Annotated in this window: 23 protein-coding genes; 12 read left to right on the plus strand and 11 right to left on the minus strand. The window is 52.5% G+C overall.

Annotated elements, in window-relative coordinates:
• Nucleotides 1–7: 7 nt before the first annotated feature.
• The 4 genes from HV352_RS11775 to clcB all read left to right on the plus strand — a co-directional run bounded on the left by HV352_RS11775 (nucleotide 8) and on the right by clcB (nucleotide 3,547).
• Entirely contained in the window at nucleotides 8–625 is a 618-nt protein-coding gene (locus HV352_RS11775) for a DMSO/selenate family reductase complex B subunit (RefSeq protein WP_019076766.1), read from the plus strand.
• A 1-nt stretch (nucleotide 626) separates the two neighbouring features.
• The gene (locus HV352_RS11780) at nucleotides 627–1,481 is read left to right on the plus strand and encodes a DmsC/YnfH family molybdoenzyme membrane anchor subunit (RefSeq protein ID WP_016153049.1); all 855 of its coding nucleotides are present in this window, start codon (nucleotides 627–629) and stop codon (nucleotides 1,479–1,481) included.
• 42 nt (nucleotides 1,482–1,523) lie between these two features.
• The gene (dmsD, locus tag HV352_RS11785; RefSeq protein WP_016156468.1) at nucleotides 1,524–2,138 is read left to right on the plus strand and encodes a Tat proofreading chaperone DmsD; all 615 of its coding nucleotides are present in this window, start codon (nucleotides 1,524–1,526) and stop codon (nucleotides 2,136–2,138) included.
• 119 nt (nucleotides 2,139–2,257) lie between these two features.
• Entirely contained in the window at nucleotides 2,258–3,547 is a 1,290-nt protein-coding gene (clcB, locus tag HV352_RS11790; protein ID WP_049281797.1) for a voltage-gated ClC-type chloride channel ClcB, read from the plus strand.
• Here clcB and bioD read toward each other — a convergent pair.
• The 3 genes from bioD to HV352_RS11805 form a co-directional block, all read right to left on the minus strand.
• Nucleotides 3,503–4,198, minus strand: coding sequence for a dethiobiotin synthase (gene bioD / locus HV352_RS11795; RefSeq protein WP_016153046.1), 696 nt, complete (start codon nucleotides 4,196–4,198; stop codon nucleotides 3,503–3,505). The genes clcB and bioD overlap by 45 nt on opposite strands.
• A gap of 125 nt (nucleotides 4,199–4,323) precedes the next feature.
• Nucleotides 4,324–5,544: a sugar metabolism global transcriptional regulator Mlc gene (mlc, locus tag HV352_RS11800; RefSeq protein ID WP_016153045.1), complete on the minus strand. Its 1,221-nt coding sequence runs from the start codon at nucleotides 5,542–5,544 to the stop codon at nucleotides 4,324–4,326.
• A 118-nt stretch (nucleotides 5,545–5,662) separates the two neighbouring features.
• The gene (locus HV352_RS11805; RefSeq protein ID WP_047358410.1) at nucleotides 5,663–6,571 is read right to left on the minus strand and encodes a LysR family transcriptional regulator; all 909 of its coding nucleotides are present in this window, start codon (nucleotides 6,569–6,571) and stop codon (nucleotides 5,663–5,665) included.
• Between the two features lie 107 nt (nucleotides 6,572–6,678).
• Here HV352_RS11805 and HV352_RS11810 point away from each other — a divergent pair, with 107 nt between their 5' ends.
• Entirely contained in the window at nucleotides 6,679–7,932 is a 1,254-nt protein-coding gene (locus HV352_RS11810) for an MFS transporter (RefSeq protein ID WP_181635460.1), read from the plus strand.
• A 33-nt stretch (nucleotides 7,933–7,965) separates the two neighbouring features.
• On the opposite strand, the gene HV352_RS11815 is transcribed toward HV352_RS11810, so the two are convergent.
• The 3 genes from HV352_RS11815 to HV352_RS11825 form a co-directional block, all read right to left on the minus strand.
• The gene (locus tag HV352_RS11815) at nucleotides 7,966–8,652 is read right to left on the minus strand and encodes a CPBP family intramembrane glutamic endopeptidase (protein ID WP_181635461.1); all 687 of its coding nucleotides are present in this window, start codon (nucleotides 8,650–8,652) and stop codon (nucleotides 7,966–7,968) included.
• Between the two features lie 152 nt (nucleotides 8,653–8,804).
• Complete coding sequence (locus HV352_RS11820) at nucleotides 8,805–10,295, minus strand: ATP-binding protein (protein ID WP_016156464.1); 1,491 nt, start codon at nucleotides 10,293–10,295, stop codon at nucleotides 8,805–8,807.
• Nucleotides 10,292–11,014: a response regulator transcription factor gene (locus HV352_RS11825; RefSeq protein WP_016153040.1), complete on the minus strand. Its 723-nt coding sequence runs from the start codon at nucleotides 11,012–11,014 to the stop codon at nucleotides 10,292–10,294. The genes HV352_RS11820 and HV352_RS11825 overlap by 4 nt, the downstream gene beginning before the upstream one ends.
• A 189-nt stretch (nucleotides 11,015–11,203) precedes the next feature.
• On the opposite strand from HV352_RS11825, the gene msrP reads away from it, so the two are divergent.
• The 5 genes from msrP to HV352_RS11850 all read left to right on the plus strand — a co-directional run bounded on the left by msrP (nucleotide 11,204) and on the right by HV352_RS11850 (nucleotide 15,994).
• Nucleotides 11,204–12,208 (plus strand): protein-methionine-sulfoxide reductase catalytic subunit MsrP, encoded by a 1,005-nt coding sequence (msrP, locus tag HV352_RS11830; RefSeq protein ID WP_181635462.1) that lies wholly within the window; start codon nucleotides 11,204–11,206, stop codon nucleotides 12,206–12,208.
• On the plus strand, nucleotides 12,209–12,835 hold the full coding sequence (gene msrQ / locus HV352_RS11835) for a protein-methionine-sulfoxide reductase heme-binding subunit MsrQ (RefSeq protein WP_181635463.1): 627 nt from the start codon (nucleotides 12,209–12,211) through the stop codon (nucleotides 12,833–12,835).
• Between the two features lie 46 nt (nucleotides 12,836–12,881).
• Nucleotides 12,882–14,369, plus strand: a complete 1,488-nt coding sequence (locus tag HV352_RS11840; RefSeq protein ID WP_095715962.1) for a carboxypeptidase M32 — start codon at nucleotides 12,882–12,884, stop codon at nucleotides 14,367–14,369.
• A 137-nt stretch (nucleotides 14,370–14,506) separates the two neighbouring features.
• Complete coding sequence (gene asr, locus HV352_RS11845) at nucleotides 14,507–14,902, plus strand: acid resistance repetitive basic protein Asr (protein WP_003028934.1); 396 nt, start codon at nucleotides 14,507–14,509, stop codon at nucleotides 14,900–14,902.
• 270 nt (nucleotides 14,903–15,172) lie between these two features.
• The gene (locus HV352_RS11850) at nucleotides 15,173–15,994 is read left to right on the plus strand and encodes a serine protease (protein WP_104651635.1); all 822 of its coding nucleotides are present in this window, start codon (nucleotides 15,173–15,175) and stop codon (nucleotides 15,992–15,994) included.
• 34 nt (nucleotides 15,995–16,028) lie between these two features.
• On the opposite strand, the gene mdtI is transcribed toward HV352_RS11850, so the two are convergent.
• Together mdtI and mdtJ are read right to left on the minus strand one after the other, a co-directional pair.
• Nucleotides 16,029–16,358, minus strand: coding sequence for a multidrug/spermidine efflux SMR transporter subunit MdtI (gene mdtI / locus HV352_RS11855; RefSeq protein WP_065554463.1), 330 nt, complete (start codon nucleotides 16,356–16,358; stop codon nucleotides 16,029–16,031).
• Entirely contained in the window at nucleotides 16,345–16,710 is a 366-nt protein-coding gene (gene mdtJ, locus HV352_RS11860) for a multidrug/spermidine efflux SMR transporter subunit MdtJ (RefSeq protein ID WP_161623250.1), read from the minus strand. The genes mdtI and mdtJ overlap by 14 nt, the downstream gene beginning before the upstream one ends.
• A 416-nt stretch (nucleotides 16,711–17,126) precedes the next feature.
• Between mdtJ and HV352_RS11865 the strand changes: the two genes are divergently transcribed.
• On the plus strand, nucleotides 17,127–18,161 hold the full coding sequence (locus HV352_RS11865) for an AI-2E family transporter (RefSeq protein ID WP_065554464.1): 1,035 nt from the start codon (nucleotides 17,127–17,129) through the stop codon (nucleotides 18,159–18,161).
• A 32-nt stretch (nucleotides 18,162–18,193) separates the two neighbouring features.
• On the opposite strand, the gene HV352_RS11870 is transcribed toward HV352_RS11865, so the two are convergent.
• The 3 genes from HV352_RS11870 to pntA form a co-directional block, all read right to left on the minus strand.
• Entirely contained in the window at nucleotides 18,194–19,390 is a 1,197-nt protein-coding gene (locus HV352_RS11870) for a multidrug effflux MFS transporter (protein ID WP_172860438.1), read from the minus strand.
• Nucleotides 19,391–19,549: 159 nt separating this feature from the next.
• Nucleotides 19,550–20,938, minus strand: coding sequence for a Re/Si-specific NAD(P)(+) transhydrogenase subunit beta (gene pntB / locus HV352_RS11875; protein WP_016153031.1), 1,389 nt, complete (start codon nucleotides 20,936–20,938; stop codon nucleotides 19,550–19,552).
• Between the two features lie 10 nt (nucleotides 20,939–20,948).
• Complete coding sequence (gene pntA / locus HV352_RS11880) at nucleotides 20,949–22,478, minus strand: Re/Si-specific NAD(P)(+) transhydrogenase subunit alpha (RefSeq protein WP_029139532.1); 1,530 nt, start codon at nucleotides 22,476–22,478, stop codon at nucleotides 20,949–20,951.
• 525 nt (nucleotides 22,479–23,003) lie between these two features.
• Between pntA and ydgH the strand changes: the two genes are divergently transcribed.
• Nucleotides 23,004–23,948: a DUF1471 family protein YdgH gene (ydgH, locus tag HV352_RS11885; protein WP_016156455.1), complete on the plus strand. Its 945-nt coding sequence runs from the start codon at nucleotides 23,004–23,006 to the stop codon at nucleotides 23,946–23,948.
• Nucleotides 23,949–24,067: the final 119 nt, after the last annotated feature.

Below are 24,067 nucleotides of genomic sequence, written 5' to 3' on the forward strand. Positions count from 1 at the left end.
CTAACCCATGACAACTCAGTATGGATTTTTTATTGATTCCAGCCGTTGCACGGGGTGTAAAACCTGCGAGCTGGCCTGCAAAGATTACAAGGATCTCACTCCCGACGTCAGTTTCCGGCGTATTTACGAATACGCTGGAGGCGACTGGCTGGAAGATAACGGCGTCTGGCAACAGAATGTCTTCGCCTATTACCTCTCCATTGCCTGTAACCACTGCGAAGATCCGGCCTGCACCAAGGTTTGCCCCAGCGGCGCTATGCATAAGCGTGAAGATGGTTTTGTGGTGGTGGATGAAGACGTATGCATAGGCTGTCGCTACTGCCACATGGCCTGCCCGTACGGCGCACCGCAGTACAATGCCGCCAAAGGTCATATGACCAAGTGCGATGGCTGTCATGACCGCGTGGCCGACGGCAAAAAGCCCATCTGCGTCGAGTCCTGTCCGCTGCGCGCGCTGGACTTTGGTCCAATTGATGAGCTGCGCAAAAAGCACGGTGAACTGGCGGCGGTCGCTCCGCTGCCAGGTGCGCACTTCACCAAACCGAACATTGTGATCAAACCCAACGCCAATAGCCGCCCGACCGGGGATACCACGGGTTATCTGGCGAATCCGCGGGAGGTGTAACATGGGCAATGGATGGCATGAATGGCCGTTGGTCCTGTTTACGGTGCTGGGCCAGTGCGTGGCCGGGGCGCTGATAGTGAGTGGCTATGGCTGGCTGACCGCTAAAGACGAGGTGGCAAAACAACGTATCGTGCGCAGCATGTTTTTTCTGTGGCTGGTGATGGGCATCGCCTTTCTCGCCTCGGTAATGCACCTGGGTTCGCCACTGCGCGCCTTTAACTCGCTGAACAGAGTTGGCGCATCTGCGCTGAGTAACGAAATCGCCAGTGGTTCACTGTTTTTCGCCGTCGGTGGCCTGTGGTGGCTGGTGGCGTTTCTCGGTAAAATGCCCGCAGCGTTAGGTAAAATCTGGCTGCTGGTGGGCATGCTGCTGGGTCTGGTATTTGTGCTGGCGATGACCAGCGTCTACCAGATAGACACTGTCCCGACCTGGTATAACGGCTACACTACGGTGGCATTTTTTATGACGATGTTGCTAAGCGGACCGCTGTTTGCCGCCCTGCTACTGCGTGCTGCGGGTGTTTCCTCTGGCACCGCCAGATTCGCCTACGTGAGCGTTTTGGCCCTACTGGTGATCGTGGTGGTTATTGTTCTGCAGGGGCTATCTCTCGGCGGGATCCACAGTTCGGTGCAATCCGCCAGCGCGCTGGTTCCCGACTACGGAAGCTTGCAGGTCTGGCGCATCATTCTGCTGGCCGCCGGTCTGGGCTGCTGGATATGCCCACTTATCCGTCGTAAAGCACCGTCCGTCGGCGGCCTGGCGCTGGGCTTAGTGTTAGTCCTCGCCGGTGAAATCATTGGCCGCGGATTGTTTTACGGTTTACATATGACAGTCGGAATGGCTGTTGCAGGTTAACTTTCGGGTGCGGGGCAACCCGCACTGTTCAGGATTGTTTGCATGACCCATTTTTCGCAAGGTGACAACTTTTCTACCGCGGCGCGCGTACTCGGCGCACTGTTTTACTATGCGCCAGATAGCGCGGAAGCCTCTGCATTAGTCAGCGCGTTAAGAGCCGATGGCTGGCAGGCGCAGTGGCCGCTCGATCAGGCAATGCTTTTCCCGCTGGCAGCACGCCTACAAGCCGAGGTCGATGAGCCTCTCCCGCAGGCCTGGCAACGCCTGTTTGTCGGTCCATATGCGCTACCCTCTCCGCCCTGGGGATCCGTCTGGCTGGATCGTGAAAACGTGTTGTTTGGCGACTCTACGCTGGCACTTCGTCAGTGGATGCGGGACAACGGCATCCAGTTTGCCATGCAGCAAAATGAGCCAGAAGATCACTTTGGTTCACTGCTGTTGCTGACGGCCTGGCTTGCTGAAAATGAACGCCACATCGAGTGCGAACAGCTGCTGGCCTGGCATCTGTTCCCGTGGTCATCCCGCTTCCTTGATGTGTTTATCGAAAAAGCTGATCACCCGTTTTACCAGGCGCTGGGGGAGCTGGCCCGTCTGACGCTGGCGCAATGGCAGTCGCAGTTACTGATCCCGATAGCCGATAAGCCACTTTTTCGTTAGTTTCACCACAGGCAGGATGTGTCCTGCCTGTGTAGCATCCTGTTGCGCACGCTGAGCTTTTGCTTCTGTTGCCAAATAGCCGCAAAATAAAGCGTCTGAAATTTCCTGTCTGGCCACTCATGCATCATTTACATGCTTATCCTGACCTGCGCGCCATGTTCCGCCGCCTGCTGATTGCTGCGCTGATTGGTATCCTTGCTGCGTTGGCCGTCGCAGGATTTCGCCACGCCATGCTCCTTCTTGAATGGTTGTTCCTGAGCAATGACACAGGGAGTCTGGTCAACGCGGCAACAAACCTTTCCCCTGTAAGACGCATGCTGACACCTGCGTTAGGAGGGCTGGCGGCGGGTTTGCTGCTTTGGGGATGGCAAACGTTCAACCGGTTACGCCCGCAGGCCCCCACTGATTACATGGAAGCCTTGCAAACTAACGGACAATTTGACGTCAGTGCAAGCCTGGTGAAATCGCTGGCCTCGTTACTGGTCGTCTCCAGCGGGAGTGCCATCGGGCGCGAAGGTGCCATGATTTTACTGGCAGCGCTGGCAGCCTCCAGCTTTGCTCAACGCTTCACCCCGCGCACAGAATGGAAGTTATGGATTGCCTGCGGAGCCGCTGCGGGTATGGCCGGAGCGTATCATGCCCCACTGGCGGGCAGTCTATTTATTGCTGAAGTGTTGTTTGGCACCTTGATCCTCGCTTCACTGGGACCGGTGGTGGTATCCGCCGTCGTCGCCTTGCTCACCACCAATATGCTGAGCGCCAGCAATGCGCTGCTGTATGCCGTGCACTTCACACGGGAACTGCATGCGCTGGAATACGTCATGATCATCAGCACCGGTCTGGCTGCCGGCGTTTGCGGACCGCTATTCATGTGGTTGATGACCGCCAGCCATAATGGGTTTTTGCGCTTAAAACTCTCGCCCCCGTGGCAACTGGCGCTCGGCGGGCTGATCGTTGGCCTGCTGTCATTGCTCACGCCTGCGGTCTGGGGTAACGGCTACAGCGTGGTGCAATCATATTTACTCTCCCCACCGCTGCTGGCCGTGGTGAGCGGGATCTTCATCTGCAAATTACTGGCGGTGCTTGCCAGCAGTGGTTCCGGTGCGCCTGGCGGTGTGTTTACGCCAACGCTGTTTGTCGGTCTTTCGGTGGGTATGCTGCTGGGACGAGTGTGGGGATTATGGCTTCCGGGTCCGGATGAGATTGCCATTCTGCTGGGATTAACGGGGATGGCCACGCTGCTGGCAGCGACCACGCATGCGCCAATAATGTCGACACTGATGGTTTGTGAAATGACCGGGGAGTATCGTCTGCTCCCCGGATTGCTGATTGCCTGTGTGGTGGCGTCTGTGCTGTCGCGAACGTTACGCCAGGACTCTATCTACCGACAACACGCTGCCGAGCATTGACAGACGGATGTACTGAGACAGCTCGCGCTGCTCTGCGCGAGGCAGATAAGGCAGTTCACCGATCAGCGGTGCGGGTAATTTTTTGCCCAGCACATCAATGATTTCCGCATAATGCGCCAGCCCCGGGTTGATTCGGTTCGCGACCCAGCCAATCAAAGGCAGTCCGTCGCTGGCAATCGCCTGTGCGGTGAGGATGGCATGATTAATACAGCCTTCCTGGATACCCACCACCATCAGCACCGGCAGTTGTTCCTGCACCACCCATTCAGATAACGGACGCAGATCGTTCATCAGGCTCCGCCAGCCTCCGGTGCCTTCAACGACAACGTGATCCACTTTTTCGCTGAGGCTTGCGAGGCCGTTGGATAACAGGGTGTAATTGACCGGACCACTATGCGCTACGCTGCTTTCATCCTCACTCAACGCTATCGGGTTGACCGCCTCGTAGGGCAATTCGATAGTGGACACGCTTTGCAGCACCAGCGCATCTTTGTTGCGCAGACCTTCAGGTGTCTCTTTGCTTCCTTTGGCCACGGGTTTGTAGCCCGCAACGCTTTTACCCCCTGACGCTAACGCTTGTAGTAATGCGCGGGAAACCACGGTCTTCCCAACAGAAGTGTCTGTACCTGTAATAAAGAAACGCTTCAGCATCACTAACTCCACCGTTATGCTTTGAAAATATAAGTCAGGAAAATAATACAGTGGAGAAAGTCTAAGGTATGACGACGAGAATCGGCTTGAGATAGCGCAATTTTTCGTACAACAGTTAAAAAATGTTAACCCTGTAATAGACGAATCAACAAAGAACCGTTATACATCGCGTCCTTCACGAGCGCCGCCCCTGCCATCGTCCCTTGATTGGTGAACTGCGTACTTTCGACGACAATATGCTGACTGTAGGCCGGGAGCGCTTGCTGACGAATGCTGTCAGCAATAGTGGGAAACAAAATATCCGCCGCTTTACTGAGCGGAGAACCAATCAATATCTTTTGCGGGTTGAACAAATTCACCATGATGGCCAGAATCCGTCCGACATGGGTCCCGACACCGCTAATGATATCTTTCGCCAATAAATCCCCCTGCATCGCCGCCAGACACAGCGCGTCTACCGTTAACGGTTGTCCGTGTAGAGAAGAACTCATTGACTGCTTCAAGCGTACCTGTGCCAGTTCGAGCACGCTGTCGACGCTGGCGATCGTTTCCAGGCAACCATGGTTGCCGCAATAGCAGCGTTTGCCGTAGGGGTCCACCTGGGTATGACCAATTTCCACCAGGCTACTGCTGCCGGCATGCAGTAGATGACCGTCGGTGATTACTCCGGCCCCCACGTTATGATCGATAACCACCTGAATGACGTCGCGTGCGCCGCGCGATGCGCCAAAAAGCGCCTCGGCCATAGTCCAGGCGCTGATATCATGCTGAATATAGACCGGCACGCCGGTATGATTTTCAAGCGCTTCACCCAGCGGCATCTCTTTGACATCGTCGTAGAATGGCATGCGATGAACGATACCGTTTTCAGTATCAATAATGCCGGGTAAGGTAATGGCGATGGAGGTTAAGCGCTCCAGCTTTTGCTGGTGGCGGATGAAAAACTGATCGACCTGGGTAATAACGCGTTCCAGCAATGGTGTTTCACTGACCAGCGCCATTTCAAGACAATCTTCAACCACCAGTTTGCTGCTCAGATCGCGCAGCGCCAGAAAGATCTCGCCGCGACTGATACGAATGGATAAATAGTGCCAGGCTTCCGTTTCCACAACCAGCCCAACGGCCGGACGTCCACGGCTGCCCGCTTCCTTGATTTCCAACTCTTGCACCAGGTGCGCTTCGAGCATTTCGCGGACAATTTTAGTAATACTGGCAGGCGCCAATTGTGCCAGGCGAGAGAGATCAATACGCGATACCGGACCCAGCTGATCAATCAGGCGATAAACCGCGCCCGCATTGGTCTGCTTAATTTGATCGATATGCCCAGGCTGACTATCAGCAACCACCACTTACTCCCTTTATTTTCGCGCTCCGAAATAATCTGCGGGCTATGGTGAAGCACTTCAATGGCTTCCGTCAACTTTTTACTTAGCCTTGTGATTTACTGCACATTTTCGCCCATTTTTAAACTAAATTAATCGCCTGAACGGCCGCCAGCAGTTGCTCGCGAAAGCGTTGCGCGGCGTGACTTTGCTCATGATGTTTTGGCCACACTAGCCACATTTCCGAAACGGCATCGTCTTCCGCTATCGGGATCCAACACATTTCATACAATTGCACCCGTTTAAAGGAAGCGGGAAGAATGGAAACGCCTAATCCTGCGGCCACCAGCCCGATGATAGTCATCGCCTCGCCAACCTCCTGAGTGATAGTCGGCTTCAGTCCATAGCGACGCATGAGGCCAAGAATATCGTCATACAACCCCGTCCCCACATGCGGATCAAAAAAGACAAATGGCTCATTGGCCAACTCCGCCAATGTGACCACCGGCTTTTGCGCCAGCGGATGCGCGCGCGGGATCATCGCCATCAGCGGCTCATGCAGAATGATTTCACGCTCCAGCGTTTCCGGAAGCTGCGTGTTGCGCAGCAGTCCCAAATCCAGCGTTCCTTCATTGAGCGGAGCAATTTGCTCGCGCGTGTTCATTTCACGGGTTTGCATATGTACAGCGGGGTAGCTCTGGCGAAAGAGGGATAACGTATCTGAAACCGCTTTGATAAACGGTGCCGATGACGTAAAGCCGATACGCAATTCCCCCGCTTCTCCCAGATGCAGACGCTCAGCCCTGGCAGCGGCTTCATTAACCAGCCCCAGGATCTGCCGACTGTCTGCCAGAAACTGCTTTCCGGCAGAGGTCAGCGCCACGCTGCGGTTAGTGCGCGCCAGAAGTCGGGCGCCGACCTGCTGCTCGAGGATCTGGATTTGCTGGCTCAGCGGCGGTTGCGAAATATTCAACCGTGCAGCCGCCCGGCCAAAATGCAATTCTTCGGCAACCGCTACAAAGTAACGTAAATGACGCAGCTCGATATTCATATTTTTAAGATATCATTTGAGATTATTAATATATTAGACAGAATAATGCGATTTTCATACTCTTAAAGCTAGTCATGTAGAGGTAATTGATTGAGCAAGGATTTCAAGTGAGCCGTACAACCACTGTCGATACCGCGCCGACAAGCGATGTTGATGAACAGAGAGTTACCCCGCCGGATAGTTTTATCAAACGCGGAACATCCCCATTTATGCGCGTCACGCTGGCGCTGTTTTCTGCCGGACTGGCGACATTTGCTCTCCTCTATTGCGTGCAACCCATACTGCCAGTGCTCTCGCACGAGTTTGGGGTCTCTCCCGCCAGCAGCAGTATTTCGCTTTCCATCTCAACGGCGATGCTCGCGATCGGTTTACTGTTTACCGGTCCACTTTCCGATGCGATAGGCCGCAAGCCGGTGATGGTGACCGCCCTGCTGCTCGCGTCCTGCTGTACGTTGCTTTCGACGATGATGACCAGCTGGCACGGTATTTTAATCATGCGTGCGCTGATAGGTCTTTCGCTCAGCGGCGTGGCGGCAGTGGGAATGACCTATCTGAGCGAGGAAATACATCCCAGCTTCGTCGCCTTCTCAATGGGCTTATATATCAGCGGTAACTCGATTGGTGGTATGAGTGGCCGTTTGATAAGCGGCGTGTTTACCGACTTTTTTAACTGGCGTATCGCGCTGGCGGCGATCGGTTGTTTTGCCCTCGCCTCCGCGCTGATGTTCTGGAAAATCTTGCCGGAATCTCGTCATTTCAGACCAACGTCGCTGCGACCGAAAACGCTGTTTATCAACTTTCGTTTGCACTGGCGCGACAGAGGGTTGCCGCTGCTGTTTGCGGAAGGTTTTTTACTGATGGGGTCGTTTGTCACGCTGTTTAATTACATCGGCTACCGTCTGATGCTCTCGCCGTGGGAACTCAGCCAGGCGGTTGTCGGTCTGTTGTCCGTGGCCTATCTGACCGGGACCTGGAGCTCACCGAAAGCGGGGTCGATGACCACCCGCTATGGACGTGGTCCGGTAATGCTCTTTTCAACCGGCGTGATGCTGGTTGGACTGTTGATGACCCTGTTCACATCACTGTGGCTGATCTTCGCCGGGATGCTGCTCTTTTCAGCCGGGTTCTTCGCCGCGCACTCCGTGGCAAGCAGTTGGATTGGACCACGGGCAAAACGCGCTAAAGGCCAGGCATCTTCCCTGTATCTGTTCAGCTATTATCTGGGTTCCAGTATTGCCGGTACGCTGGGTGGCGTATTCTGGCACAGCTACGGCTGGAACGGCGTGGGCGGATTTATCACCCTGATGCTGGTGCTGGCGTTGCTGGTCGGTGCACGTCTGCACCATCGTCTGCACGTATAATCCACGATGCCCGGGTTCCGGGCATCGCCTTCATCAGCCATGCTGTAACGTCTGAACCCCCATTTGCAGGGCAATAACCGTCCCGTTCATCGCTATATGCAGCATAACCGGCATCAGCAGGCCGTTGCTTTTCAGTCTGGCGATGATCAAAACCTGCGAAACAAGAAACAGCATCAGCAACGTGCGCAGATCCACATACTGCGTATGCATGATGGCAAAAATGACCGATACCACCACCGACGACAGCCAGGTTTTATTATTGAACCAATACTGGAATGCGTTGAATAAACAGCCCCTGAAAACAATCTCTTCATACACTGGCGCAATAAATATCAGGGTCAGAGTGGATAACCACAGCGCGTAGCTGTTTAGGGATATCTGGCTGGTTACCCACGCTTCGGTTTGTCTGAGGCCCAGAAACCATGGCAGGATAAGCTGAATAAACAGCAGCACCACGAACAAAATGGCAAACCACCTGGCGTTGAAAATTCCCTTTCCCAGCCCCTCTCTTTTTCTGAAGAAGAAGTAATACAGCGGGACCAGCACAACAAATTCCAGCGCAAACAGCAGCGGAAAAAGTAGCCCTTTGGCAAGCAGAACCTGGCTGGCGGGGAAAAACAACGGAAGAAACGTGAGGCCAAACATCAGCAAAAACATGGTAAAACAGCCAGCAACCGCTTTGGTCCTGACGATATACAGGTTGTCGGCATCCTGTGACATACGATCTCCTTGCGCTTATCAAAGATAACTTGATGAATTATCAATATATGATAAAAATTCTCATTATCACTGACAACCTACCAACTTTTACGCAATGCCCACGGTTTACAACGCGTAGAGCGTTACAGACTCTTTTCAGCGGAACATTCTCATCAGCTACTCAGTGGAGAATCCGCCAGCGGCAACGAAAAACGGAAACAGGCCCCTGCCGTTGAATTAATCAGGCGGATATCTCCCCCATGCAGTTCGAGCATTCTGCGCACGATCAGTAAGCCCAGACCACCACGCTCAGCCCGCTGCTCACGGGGTAGTAACGCCGTCGGGCGCTGAAATAATACTTCGCGAACAGCCTCTTCGACGCCAGGCCCGCTGTCCTGCACTTCTGCTAACAAGCGGTCTTCATCACGCCAGACTTTTAGCCACACTTCGCCCCCGTCAGGCGTATGGCGGATAGCGTTATCCAGCAAATTAGTGACGATTCTTTCCATCATCGATAAATCGGCATTCACCAGCGGCAACGGACCAATTACGTCAAGGTGCAACTGCAAATGACGCGTGGCAACGGGTAGATCAAATTTCTGTGCCACATCCTGGATCAGCTCGCCAATAGCAAAACGTTCACGCTGTGGTTTTATGCCGCCATGCTCAAGTCTCGCCAGCTCAAAAAGCTGTTGTGACAGATGGCGAACCTTATGCCCCTGGCGCAGTGCAATGCTTAGATAATGCCGGTTTTCCTCCGGCGTCATCGTATCGGCTTTCAGCGACAGCATTTCCAGATACCCCAGCAGTGAAGTGAGCGGCGTACGTAAATCGTGCGAAATATTAGCGATAAACTCTCTGCGCTGACGATCGCTGTCAGCTAATAAATCCCATTGGTGGGCAATTTTCTGTGCTAACTCAATAAATGCATTGTTCAGCAACGCAATTTCATTCGCCGGAGCTAAATCGGGCTTTTTCTGCGCCAGCTGTTTGATGACGCTAATGCTGTCCTGCTCCAGATTAACCACCTGTCCGGTCAGCCTTTTCACCGGATTCGTCACCCATCTCCACACCAGGTACCCCGCGATTGCACCGGCTAATAAAACCAGTATTAACGTCCCGGTCACGGTGTTCCAAAGCGTTTTTTGCCAGGCGGTATTCGCCAGCATATTGAGATCTTCGCCCTGGAGAATAATGTACAAATAGCCATGCAGCTTGCCGTTAAATAAAACTGGCGCAGCGCTGAATACCTTTTGCTGGCTGCTGCGCGGATCATTGCCATAGACGGGCAGCTCGTCCGAATTAAGGAAAACCTGGATCGGCTGTACGCTAATGTTCTGGCGCTGAATATGCCCAGGCGGAGCGGCATCAGCAAGTATCTCGCCTGACGGTGAAACCAGATACAGCTCCACGCTAGGGTTGAGCGTCATCAGGTGATTGAACAGTCCTTTTAAGGTCTGCCGATTAACCTGCCCGCTGGCATCAATAAGCGACTCACTTTTGACAATTTTGCTTGCCAATTCCAGCGAGAGCCTTTGCACCATGGCGTCGCCATACTGTTTACTGCTGCGGATCTGGACAACGCTGACCGCAACCGCGCAAATCAACATAATAGCGGTAAAGACCAGGGTCAGACGCTGGCTCAGCGACAATCGATAAATCATGGTTGATGCTCCGCGTTAACCGCAGCAAGCTTATAGCCCCGTCCCCACACGGTAAGAATAATTTCCGGCTCCGCAGCATCTTTTTCAATTTTGGTGCGCAGGCGATTAATATGACTGTTCACCGTATGCTCATATCCTTCGTGCTGGTAGCCCCACACCTGGTCTAACAACGCCTGACGCGAAAAGACCTCCCCGGGATGGCGGGCGAAAAAATAGAGCAGATCGAATTCACGCGGCGTTAAATCGAGGGATTTACCCTGCAGGCGGACTTCCCGGGCTAATGGATCAATCTCCACACCATGGACGGTGATAATCCCCGCCTCCATACGCAGGTTCTGACTCATCGCCTCCTGACGGCGAAACAACGCCTTCACCCGGGCCATCAATTCCAGCACCGAGAAAGGTTTGGCTAAATAATCATCGGCGCCCATTTCCAGCCCCAGTACGCGGTGAGTTTCACTGGTGCGAGCGCTGATAATAATGACAGGTAGATAGAAGCTCATTTGCCGAATGCGACGACATATCTCCAGACCGTCCACGCCCGGCAGCATCAAATCGAGGATAACGGCATCCCAGACGTGCTTCTCCAGTAGCTCGACCGCTCGTGCCCCATCAGCCTCATGAATAATTTCGTACCCCTCATCCTTCAGGCTAAGTTGCAAAAGTGAGGCAATATCGCTGTCATCTTCCACCAAAAATATCTTTTTTGCGCCTGCCATCAGTGTCATCCCCCTCTCGTCATGCTGAAAGCTTACCTCAGGCAAGGGGCGGAAGTTATCACAAAATTTTTAACTTTTCGTGAGGAATCAGGGATACGCATGCGTCCAGTATGACGTTATAGATAGGTCAGGCATCAACAGGGAAACGTCGATTTGTTTTCCTTAACATGAAAATAAAAAGGAAAAGTTATGCAGAAAAAACATCCACTTCGGGAAGCTGATGTTACCGCCGAGTCCGTTTTTTTTATGCAACGACGACAGATCCTCAAAGCTCTTGGGATAGGTGCGGCGGCGGCTTCGTTCTCTTCCCCGACACAGGCCGGTCTGCTGAATTGGTTTAAAGGCAACGATCGCCCGTCTGCACCAGCGGGCAAACCGCTCGAGTTCACAAAACCAGAGGTCTGGCAAAACAATCTGCCTTTGACGCCGGAAGACAAGGTAACGGGCTACAACAATTTCTACGAATTTGGTCTGGATAAAGCCGATCCTGCCGCGAATGCCGGTAGCCTGAAAACCGATCCCTGGACGTTAACCATCAGCGGTGAAGTGAACAAACCTTTAACGTTGGATCATTATGCGCTGACGACTCGTTTTCCATTAGAAGAGCGTATTTACCGGATGCGCTGCGTTGAGGCGTGGTCGATGGTTGTACCGTGGGTCGGCTTTCCTTTGCATAAATTATTGGCGCTGGTTGAACCCACCAGCCATGCCAAATACGTCGCCTTTGAAACACGCTACGCGCCTGATGAAATGCCCGGCCAGAAAGATCGCTTCATTGGTGGCGGGTTGAAGTATCCCTATGTTGAAGGTTTACGTCTGGACGAGGCCATGCACCCGCTTACCCTTCTGACCGTGGGCGTGTATGGCAAAGCGTTGCCGCCGCAAAACGGAGCGCCAATACGCCTGACCGTACCCTGGAAGTACGGCTTCAAGGGCATTAAATCGATAGTCAGTATTAAGCTGACGCGTGAACAGCCGCCGACGACCTGGAATATGTCGGCACCTAACGAATACGGTTTTTACGCCAATGTCAATCCGCAAGTCGATCACCCCCGCTGGTCTCAGGCCACAGAGCGTTTTATCGGTTCGGGTGGCATTCTCGATGTGCAGCGACAGCCCACGTTGCCTTTTAATGGTTATGCCGATGAGGTGGCTTCTTTATATCAGGGCATGGATCTACGGGAGTATTTTTAAGTGAGGTTAACCGCAAAACAGATAACCGGCCTGAAAGTACTGCTGCATCTCGCCGGTTTATTACCCCTGCTATGGCTCTTCTGGGCCGCACAGCGTGGTGAGTTGGGGGCCGACCCGGGTAAAGATATCCAACACTTTACGGGCATCACCGCGCTGAAGTTTCTGCTTGCTACCCTGCTGGTGTCACCGCTTGCCCGCTACGCAAAGCAGCCGTTGTTGTATCGCACCCGTCGATTATTAGGTTTATGGTGTTTTGCATGGGCCACGCTGCATATGACCAGCTATGCGCTGCTGGAGTTGGGTATACAAAATCTGGGATTATTGGGACGTGAACTGGTTTCACGCCCATGGTTAACGTTGGGCATGACTGGTTGGATAATCTTATTCCTGCTGACGCTGACCTCCACGCAAGCCGCGCAACGTAAAATGGGCAAACGCTGGCAAACGTTGCACAACTACGTCTACCTGGCGGCCGTTTTGCTTCCGCTGCATTATCTGTGGTCGGTAAAAGTGTTATCACCGCTCCCCATTATTTATGCCCTCTGTTTTATCGTGCTACTGGCTTTTCGCTATAAAAAGCTGTTACGCAGAGTCGCGTACAAAGGTGTGTTTATGAAAAGTGAATGAATCACGGTAAACTTCTCATCACACCTAAACAGAACGAGAACAAAAAATGAGTAACAATGATAATTACCATCAGCTCACCCGCACGTTCCAGCGGCTCTCTCGCTTCTCCCACCTCTCGGCAATCGCCAGTTGGGACATGTTTACCATGATGCCATCTGGCGGCAGCAAAGCTCGCGGCGAAGCACTGGCCGAGCTGAGCGTGCTTGAGCACCAGTTGTTAACCGACCCGAAGGTGGCAACGTGGATCGCCGCAGCCCAACAGGAAGACCTTAACGATGTTGAGCAAGCCAACCTGCGCGAAATGTCGCGACTGCATCATCAGGCATCCTTACTACCTGAATCGTTGGTAGAAGCGAAATCACTCGCGGGTAGCCGCTGTGAGCATGCCTGGCGCAGCCAGCGACCAGCCAATGACTGGGAGGGATTTTCCGAAAACCTGAAAGAGGTCGTGAAGCACAGTCGTGAAGAAGCCCGGCTGCGTGCCGAAGCCACAGGCTGTTCGCCGTATGACGCGCTACTGGACATATTCGAACCAGGGATGACCAGTGCCCAATTGGATGTCTTGTTTGCAGACGTTAAGAGCTGGTTACCGGATCTGCTCAACAAGGTGGTGGCAAAGCAGTCTCAGCAGTCGCTCATCGCCCCGGTTGGGCCTTTCCCAACCGCAATCCAGCGAGAGTTGGGCCTTGAAACGATGGCGCAGTTGGGATTCGATTTTACGGCTGGTCGACTGGATATCAGTGCGCACCCCTTCTGTGGTGGCGTACCTGAAGATGTGCGTATCACCACCCGCTATGATGAAAACGAATTACTTAGCGCGCTGTTTGGCGTGATCCATGAAACCGGTCACGCCCGCTACGAGCAAAATCTGCCGCACAGTTGGTCAGGGCAACCTATCGCACTGGCACGCTCAACCGCTATTCATGAGTCCCAGAGTCTGTTCTTTGAGATGCAACTGGGGCGCAGTAAAGCATTTCTGACGCGGTTAATTCCTGCTGTGACGCGCCACTTTGGCGATCAGGCTGCGTTTGAAGAAAGCAATTTCATCGCCTGGAACCAGCAGGTTAAACCCGGTTTTATCCGTGTTGATGCCGACGAGGTGAGCTATCCTGCTCACGTTATCCTGCGTTATGAAATCGAACGCGCGCTCATTAATGGCGATATTGAAGTAGATGATATCCCGGCATTGTGGAATGAGAAAATGCAGTCCTGGCTGGGGCTGTCAACCATCGGTAACTATCGTAACGGTTGTATGCAGGATATTCACTGGACCGATGGCGGCTTTGGCTACTTCCCTTCCTATACTTTAGGCGCCATGTATGCGGCGCAGTTATTCAGTGCCGCTAACCGCGCATTGCCTGATTTAGAGCAGTCTATTGCGCAAGGTGAGTTTGGTGCCCTGTTTGACTGGTTACGTCAGAATATCTGGCAGCATGGCAGCCGTTTTACCACTGAACAGCTTATTACCCAGGCCACCGGAGAGCCGCTCAGCAGCCGTTATTTCCGCGCTCACCTGGAAGCCCGCTATTTGTAATCTCATACCGTGAGTCATTGTACATATCGTTACACGCCGAAACCAATGACTCACGGAAGCCCTGTGATTACAGCGATATAGTTATTTCAACGGCCCCGCAGTGGGGTTGAATGAAAAACCAAATCGAGGGTATGAGAATGAAAAAAGTATTAGCTCTGGTTGTTGCCGCTGCTATGGGTCTGTCTTCTGCTGCATTTGCTGCTGAAACAACTGCTACCACCGCTCCGGCTGCTGCTGCAACCACCAAAGCAGCTCCGGCAAAAACCACTCATCATAAAAAACAGCACAAAGCAGCGCCGCAGAAAGCGCAGGCTGCCAAGAAACACGCTAAAAAATCCACCACAAAACCGGCTGTAGAACAGAAAGCGCCAGAGCAGAAAGCTCAGGCTGCTAAAAAACACACCAAAAAAGCAGCGACCAAACCCGCTGCAGAACAAAAAGCACCAGAGCAGAAAGCTCAGGCAGCTAAAAAACACACCAAAAAAGCCGTAAAACACGACACCGCTAAACCCGCTGCTCAGCCAGCTGCATAACACATTTGTAGTTACTATGGCGTCCCCCACGCCATAGCATACGGCGCTAAATCGACCTGATTTAGCGCCGCCTTTTGGAGGGTAAAATGGTGTCACATTATCGCTTTGAGTTCATTCTTATTACCCTGATAATTTGCGCCCTCATTGCCATGCATTTTTATCTTTCCTGAGTGTAGTTATCTGATTTTACTCCCACTTTCCCGCCGTCCCGTCTATAGTATTAACTGAGGGTTTGCTGTTAAAAATCATAATTCCCCACCAGAGTGTGATATGCATAAAACCATTGCTGTGTTACTGGGTTCAATTTGTTTACTTCCTGTCGTTGCGCATGCGGACCAGCCTGCAACGGCCAGCGCTGAAGCTGAAAACGTAAAAACGCTGTTTTTTGGTCATGACGATCGCATAAAAGTGACTGACCCAACGCAATCTCCTTGGGACGCTATCGGGCAACTGGAAACCGCCAGCGGTAACCTGTGTACCGCCACGCTCATATCACCACGTCTGGCACTGACTGCCGGACACTGCTTACTCACCCCCCCGAAAGGCAAGCCGGATAAAGCCGTGGCATTACGCTTCGTGTCGAAAAAGGGTGTCTGGCGCTACGAGATCCACGGCATTGAAGGACGGGTAGATCCCTCGCTCGGAAAACGTTTAAAAGCCGATGGCGATGGCTGGATTGTGCCGTCTTCCGCTGCCCCGTGGGATTTTGGTCTGGTGGTGCTGCGTTACCCACCTTCTGGCATCACACCGCTGCCATTATTTGAAGGTGATAAAGCGGCATTAACCGCGGCGCTGAAAACCGCAGATCGTAAAGTTACGCAGTCGGGCTACCCGGAAGATCATCTCGATGATTTGTACACGCATCAGGATTGCGTGGTGACCGGTTGGGCACAGAATACCGTCTTGTCGCATCAGTGCGACACACTCCCGGGCGACAGCGGTTCACCATTAATGTTGAAGACAGATACTGGCTGGCAGTTGATTGGCGTACAAAGCTCCGCTCCGGCGGCGAAAGATCGCTGGCGGGCCGATAATCGCGCCATATCCGTGACCGGTTTTCGCGATAAGCTGGATGAGTTGGCGAAGGAATAACCTATGCTGCCCGTAGTAACGGGCAGCACTGAGATCAGGCAAGTTTAATCATTACCATTCCGGCAAGCAGCAGCGCCACACCGATCCAACCTTTATGATTCAGGCGCTGACCAAACAATACCCAACCTGCCGCTAACGTCGCGGCAATCCCGAAGCCGCCCCACAAGGCGTAGGCAACAGAAAGGTCGATACCTTTTACCGCCTGGGACAGCGCGCTAAAGGCCGCTAACACGGCTACCAGCGACAGCACGCCATAAGTCTTGCGGCGAAACCCATCTGAAAATTTCAAAAAGACGTTAGCGACGATTTCGAGCACAATGGCTATGCCAAGCCATGCGCCGTGAACCCACTCAAACTGCTGCATGGCTCACCTCTCTGCCCGCCTTTGTCGGTTTTCGTGTACCGGATTTAATCAGCACAATACCTAACACCAGCGAGACCAGTCCAGCCACCTTCATCGTGGACAAGGTTTCGTCAAATAACAGCACGCTGAACAGCGTAATAAATAAAATACCGATACCTTCCCATAAGGCATAGGCCACACCAAGGGCAATTTTTTTAACGGCAAAACTGAGAAAAATATACGATAAGGCAATCATTACCAGCATTAAAATAAAGCCCGAATTACCATGACCGACACTTGCCCATTTCATTGACAGCGTACCAGTAATTTCAGCCGCGATGGCCAGACCTAATAATATCCAGTAAAACATAATGCTTCTCCTGCTTGAGAATATAGTCCTTTGGGCCTACTGCATGCAGTAAACCAAAAAATAAAATTAGTTAGCTCAGCGCACAGCGCCAGCTCAGGCAGAAGAAGGGACTAAAGCGCGTTGCGCCAGTGTTGCTCACCCGCAAGCAAGAAAGTGGAGGAGGTACGAAGAAGTGAAGGTAAACGCAAAAACATCCTGAACATATTGTCCATAATATTACAATTATCCGCAGTGTTGCTTCTCATCATCGCGGATGATAATTGTCCTCGGTAGTTAAACACAGATGATTTGTACCATAGCTTCAATGCGAACTCAAAGTCTTTTCACTTCTTTACCTGCCCCATTTGATTTTTGTTATAACGGCTCGACGCAAATCACATTATTATTCAGATTCAAAAATGAAAAATGCAGGAATACACATGGCGAAACCGATCATCACGCTTAACGGCCTAAAAATAGTCATTATGCTGGGCATGCTGGTTATCATCCTGAGCGGCATCCGCGTTGCCGCAGATATCATCGTCCCATTTATTCTGGCGTTATTTATTGCCGTCGTGCTTAACCCCGTGGTGCAGCGGATGGTCAAACTTCGCATACCGCGCGTAATAGCGGTATCATTGCTCATTGTTATTATTGTGATGCTAATGGTGTTGCTATTAGCGTATTTAGGTACATCCTTAAATGAGCTTGCGCGAACGCTGCCGCAGTATCGCTCTTCACTGGTTATCCCACTCAAAAACCTTGAGCCGTGGTTACAGCGCGTAGGGATCGGCGTTTCCGTGGATGAACTCGTCAAATATATCGACCCGAACGCGGCAATGACGCTGGTGACCAATTTACTGGCGCAGTTGTCTAATGCCATGTCTTCGATATTTTTACTGCTGTTGACGGTGGTTTTTATGCTGCTGGAAGTACCGCAGTTACCCAACAAACTCAAACAAATGATGAGCCGTCCCATTGAGGGAATGGCGGCGATTCAACGCGCCATCGACAGCGTTTCCCACTATCTGGTGCTCAAAACGGCGATCAGCATTGTGACCGGGCTGGTGGCCTGGGGCATGCTCGCCGCACTCGACGTGCGTTTCGCTTTTGTCTGGGGACTGCTGGCGTTTGCGCTCAACTATATTCCTAATATCGGTTCGGTGCTGGCCGCCATTCCCCCTATTGCTCAGGTGCTGGTATTTAGCGGCCTTTATGACGCCCTGGTGGTTTTCGCAGGTTATCTGGTCATTAACCTGGTGTTCGGGAATATCCTCGAACCGCGGATCATGGGACGTGGACTTGGGTTGTCTACGCTGGTGGTGTTTCTGTCGTTAATCTTCTGGGGCTGGTTACTGGGGCCTGTCGGGATGCTGCTTTCTGTACCGCTGACCATCATCGTGAAAATCGCGCTTGAGCAAACCAACGGCGGTCAAAGCATTGCCGTGTTGCTGAGCGATCTCAATAAAGAGTGAATTCGCCCCGCCATTGCGGGCATTTTTATCGTTTAGCGCGTAGCACGTAGCGCCAGAACGGCGCTACACAACGTAAATAACGCAATTATCCAGGCCATAGTCCATGGCGTTCCGTCGCTGAAGGCGGCCAGCAGCAATGACGAGATAATGCCGCTACCGTATTGTAACGCGCCAATCAGCGCGGAGGCTGAACCGGCGATGCTCGGTACCGCGTCCAGCGCGGCAGCGGTTGAAGTAGCAGCAATAATGCCATTCATTGAGAAAAACAGAAAAACGGTGATGATAATGGCTTCAACGCCACCAGACTCCAGCTTAACCAGCACTGCAAGCGCCACTGCAGCCAGCGCTGCCAGCATCGTCGCATACTTTAGCAGTTGCTCCAGAGAATGCCGTTGCACCAGACGACGGTTTACTACGCTCATGACCATGACTCCGACAATATTGAGCGCAAACAGCCAGCCGTAATGCTGTGGTTCAACATGATAATAGCTAATATAAACAAACGGCGAACCGGTAATAAACGCATACGCGGCAACGTAATAACACGTCAGGCTCAGGGTGTAGCGCATAAAACGTCCATTGGCGAATAACGAACGATAATTACGAAATGCGCCAGCTAAAGAAGCTTTCACCCGTTTCTCTTCCGGCAATGTTTCCGGCAGCCAGTTTAAGGAGATAAACATCAGCGCCCCTATCACCGCCAGCAGCCAAAAAACAGAATGCCAGGTGCTCAGGCGAATAATTTGTCCGCCAATCAACGGTCCTGCTATTGGCGCAATCGCCATGACCAGCACCAGAGTTGAAAGCATTTGCGCCGCGCGAGTACGTGCAAAGAGATCGCGGATCATCGCTCGCGCCAGCATAGGTCCGGTACAGGCCCCAAGCGCCTGAAAAACTCGCCAGAAAACAATTTGCGTAATACTCGTGGACATCGCACATCCTGCGGAGCCGATGATAAAAAGCACCATGCCAATTAACAGCGGTTTACGCCGTCCCAGATGATCGCTTATCGGCCCCCAAATCAATTGCGCAATGGCGAAACCTACCAAAAAACCGGTGATCGTCAGTTCTACATTGCCATATAAATCCTCTGCCATTGTCGGCATTGCCGGAAGATAAATGTCGGTGGAAAGCGAGGCAAAGGCCATCAGGCCACTGAGGATCAGAATAAAAGTAAGACCAGTCTGGCTTGCTATAGCCGCCGGTGAGGCATGTTTACGTGTACGCATAGCGCCCTGTTATGTTCTAAAAAGTCAGGAAGCAGTATATACACGGCGTTTTACGGTGATTAGACGGTTAAAACCGTATGGGTTTATGAGTGGTAATCATGAATAGCGGAGTATTAAAAAAACGGCCTCCGCAGAGGCCGTCTTGGTTTGCGCTGACGATTACAGCGCTTTCAGGATCGCATCCACGCTGGCTTTGGCATCGCCAAACAGCATATGGGTGTTTTCTTTAAAGAACAGCGGGTTCTGCACGCCAGCATAGCCGGTGTTCATAGAGCGTTTGAACACGATAACGTTCTGCGCTTTCCATACTTCCAGCACTGGCATACCGGCGATTGGGCTACGCGGATCGTCCTGCGCCGCCGGGTTTACCGTATCGTTGGCGCCAATCACCAGCACGGTATCGGTATCGGCGAAATCATCATTGATTTCATCCATTTCCAGCACGATGTCATAGGGTACTTTGGCTTCCGCCAGCAGCACGTTCATATGACCTGGCAAGCGCCCTGCTACCGGGTGAATACCGAAACGTACCTTGATGCCGCGCGCGCGCAGTTTCTCGGTGATTTCAGCAACCGGATATTGCGCCTGTGCCACGGCCATGCCATAGCCCGGGGTAATTATCACGGAGTGCGAATTCTTCAGCATTTCTGCCGTGTCTTCCGCATTAATCTCACGATGCTCACCGACTTCTTCATCAGACCCCGTAGAAGAACCGTCAGAACCAAAGCCACCGGCAATCACGCTGATAAACGAACGGTTCATCGCCTTACACATGATGTAAGACAGGATCGCACCGGAAGAACCGACCAGCGCACCGGTGACGATCAGCAGATCGTTGCTGAGCATAAAGCCCGCCGCCGCCGCCGCCCATCCTGAATAGGAGTTAAGCATTGAAACGACGACCGGCATATCCGCACCGCCGATGGACGCCACCAGATGCCAGCCAAAGGCTAACGCAATAATGGTCATCACCAGCAGCGCCAGAACCTGCAGACCCACGCTTTCGGTACGAACAAACACCACCAGCAACAGGAAAGAAACAACCAGCGCCGCCAGGTTCATTTTGTGACGATTCGGCAGCATCAGCGGTTTAGAGGAGATCTTACCGCGCAGTTTGCCAAACGCCACCACGGAACCGGTAAAGGTCACCGCACCGATGAAGATACCAAGGAACACTTCCGTCAGGTGAATGTTCACCAGAATCGGTTCCAGGCCCGTGTCGTGATACAGGTAGCTGTTGAAACCCACCAGTACCGCCGCCAGACCGACGAAGCTGTGCAGAATCGCCACCAGCTCCGGCATCTCGGTCATCTCGACTTTCTTCGCCAGACGAATACCAATCGCGCCGCCGATGATCATCGCCACCAGGATCCACGCAACGTTGCCGGTCTCCGGGCCAAAAATCGTGGCAATCAGCGCAATCGCCATCCCGGCGATACCGTAGTTGTTACCCTGTTGAGAGGTTTCGTGTTTCGAAAGCCCCGCCAGGCTGAAAATAAACAGGATCGCGGCAACAATGTATGCAGCTGTAACTAATCCTCCAGACATATGTTACCCCTTAGTTTTTCCGGAACATTTTCAGCATGCGCTGAGTCACGGTGAAGCCACCGAAAATATTAATGCTGGCAATAAGCACCGCGATAAAGCTCAGGAAACTCACCCAGCCACCCTGGCCAATTTGCAATAACGCCCCGACAACGATGATCCCGGAGATAGCGTTCGTCACGGACATCAGCGGAGTGTGTAGTGCGTGCGACACATTCCAGACCACGTAGTAACCCACTACACAGGAAAGCGCAAACACCGTAAAGTGCCCCAGGAACTCTTTCGGCGCGACATCAGCAAGCCAGCCAAACAGTATGACGACCAGTGCCATCAACGCATATTTGCGCCACGGTGAGGCCGGTTTTTTCTCTTCTTTCGGCGCGGGCGCGGCTTTTGGCGCAGCCTGCGGCTGAGCAGAAACCTGGATAGGCGGCGCAGGCCAGGTGATTTCACCCTCGCGAACCACCGTAACGCCACGTACGACTACGTCGTCAAAATCGACGGTGATATTGCCGTCTTTCTCTTTGCACAACAGCTTGAGCAGGTTAACGAGGTTCGTGCCATAAAGCTGGGAAGACTGCGTCGGCAGTCGGCCTGGCAGATCGGTATAACCAATAACCTTCACCCCGTTCTCGGTGGTGGTCACCTGGTTAGGCACGGTGTATTCGCAGTTACCGCCGTTTTGCGCGGCGAGATCGACAATCACGCTGCCCGCCTTCATCGAATCGACCATTTCGCGGGTGATCAGTTTCGGTGCCGGTTTGCCCGGAATCAACGCGGTGGTAACGATAATATCAACGTCTTTCGCCTGCGCGGCGAAGAGCGCCATTTCGGCTTTGATGAACGCTTCGGACATCACCTTGGCGTAACCGTCGCCGCTGCCGGCCTCTTCTTTAAAGTCCAGTTCGAGGAACTCAGCGCCCATACTCTGAACTTGTTCTTTCACTTCCGGACGGGTGTCAAAAGCACGAACGATAGCGCCCAGGCTGTTTGCCGCACCGATAGCAGCCAGACCTGCCACACCCGCACCAATCACCATGACCTTAGCAGGTGGAACCTTGCCCGCGGCGGTGATCTGGCCGGTGAAGAAGCGGCCAAATTCATGAGCGGCTTCAACAATGGCACGATACCCGGCGATATTCGCCATCGAGCTTAAGGCATCAAGCGACTGCGCGCGCGAAATACGCGGCACGGAGTCCATCGCCATAACCGTCACGTTGCGCTCTGCCAGCTTCTGCAACAGCTCAGGGTTTTGCGCGGGCCAAAGAAAACTCACCAGCGTCGTGCCCGGGTTGAGCAACGGGATTTCCGCCTCTTCCGGCGCGTTGACCTTCAGGATGATCTCTGACTGCCAGACGGCATTTCCGTCAACAATTTCTGCGCCTGCTTGTACAAACGCCTTATCGTCAAAACTTGCCAGTTGACCTGCACCGCTTTCAACCGCGACGCTGAAACCCAACTTAAGCAGCTGCTCAACCGTCTTCGGCGTAGCTGCGACGCGGGTTTCATTGGTTAACCGTTCTCTTGGTATGCCAATTCGCATAATGTTCCCTTCCATCTGTATTTGTGATGATGGTTTATCAATGTTCGCACGAGGCATGCGCGCACTCTCGAAAGAGGTCAGTGTTACCCCAATAAAATAAAACAGTAACAAACTCTGTATAACCTACTGAAAATGACGCCTGTGATCTAGCGCCAAAAAACAGTATTTATTATGAAATTTGCGAAATAGAGATGAATCGAACCGCTGGCAGATAAAATACCCTAAAAATAGCCCACAAAGGCCGATAATTCGCTCAAGCGAAGCGGCAAAACATGATTACGTGCCTGCCAAAAACAATTGATTAACATTAAATTAACTTATGAAATTCAACTGCTTTATCAGTTTTGGTCGCCAAACGCCGAAATTTTCGACATATCACAAAATGTTATCTGTGTTGTTACGTCACGTGGCACGATGAGTGAAAAATGACGCAGACACTGACACAATTTAAATGCAATAATCAGCGACGTTTCTAGTCAATAACAATACCAGTACCTGGTTTGCGCAAGGCGAAGGATTATTTTTATGAAGCTTAAGAACACTCTCCTGGCGTCCGCACTTATTTCTGCGACTGCTTTTTCTGTAAATGCAGCGACAGAATTGACGCCGGAGCAAGCGGCTGCCCTGAAACCCTATGACCGCATTGTGGTTACCGGTCGTTTTAATGCTATCGGTGACGCGGTGACCGCCGTATCACGCCGTGCAGATAAAGACGGTGCAGCCTCCTTTTATGTTGTTGATACCTCAGATTTTGGCAGCGGCGGTAACTGGCGCGTTGTAGCCGACATCTATAAAGCCGATGCTGAAAAAGCGGAAGCGTCCAAAAACCGTGTCATTAACGGCGTGATGGAATTACCGAAAGATCAGGCCGTTCTGATAGAACCATTCGATACCGTTACGGTGCAGGGTTTCTACCGCAGCCAGCCTGAAGTGAACGATGCCATCACCAAAGCAGCGAAAGAGAAAGGCGCTTACTCCTTCTACATCGTGCGCCAGGTCGATGCCAACCAGGGTGGCAACCAGCGTATTACCGCATTCATCTATAAAGCTGATGCGAAAAAACGCGTAGTACAAAGCCCTGATGCGATCCCAGCAGATTCAGATGCCGGACGTGCCGCATTAGCCGCCGGTGGCGAAGCCGCGAAGAAAGTTGAGATCCCAGGCGTTGCGACTACCGCGTCTCCGAGCGCTGAAGTCGGTCGTTTCTTCGAAACGCAATCCACCAAAGGTGGGCGTTACACTGTCACGCTGCCGGATGGAACCAAAGTTGAAGAACTGAACAAAGCAACCGCCGCTATGATGGTGCCGTTCGACAGCATCAAGTTCACCGGTAACTATGGCAACATGACTGAAATCTCTTACCAGGTTGCCAAACGCGCAGCGAAGAAAGGCGCTAAGTATTATCACATCACCCGCCAGTGGTCTGAACGTGGTAATAACATGACCATCAGCGCTGACCTGTATAAGTAATACTCAGTACCTTATCAGGTCTACAGCCTTGTAGACCTGATAATTTCCCGCCATCCTCCCCTCGGGCGAAACAAAAACAGCAGTATTAAGACTACTTTTCACACTATTAGTCACAAATC

Source organism: Citrobacter sp. RHBSTW-01044 (genome assembly GCF_013781945.1).
Taxonomy (GTDB): Bacteria; Pseudomonadota; Gammaproteobacteria; order Enterobacterales; family Enterobacteriaceae; genus Citrobacter; species Citrobacter braakii.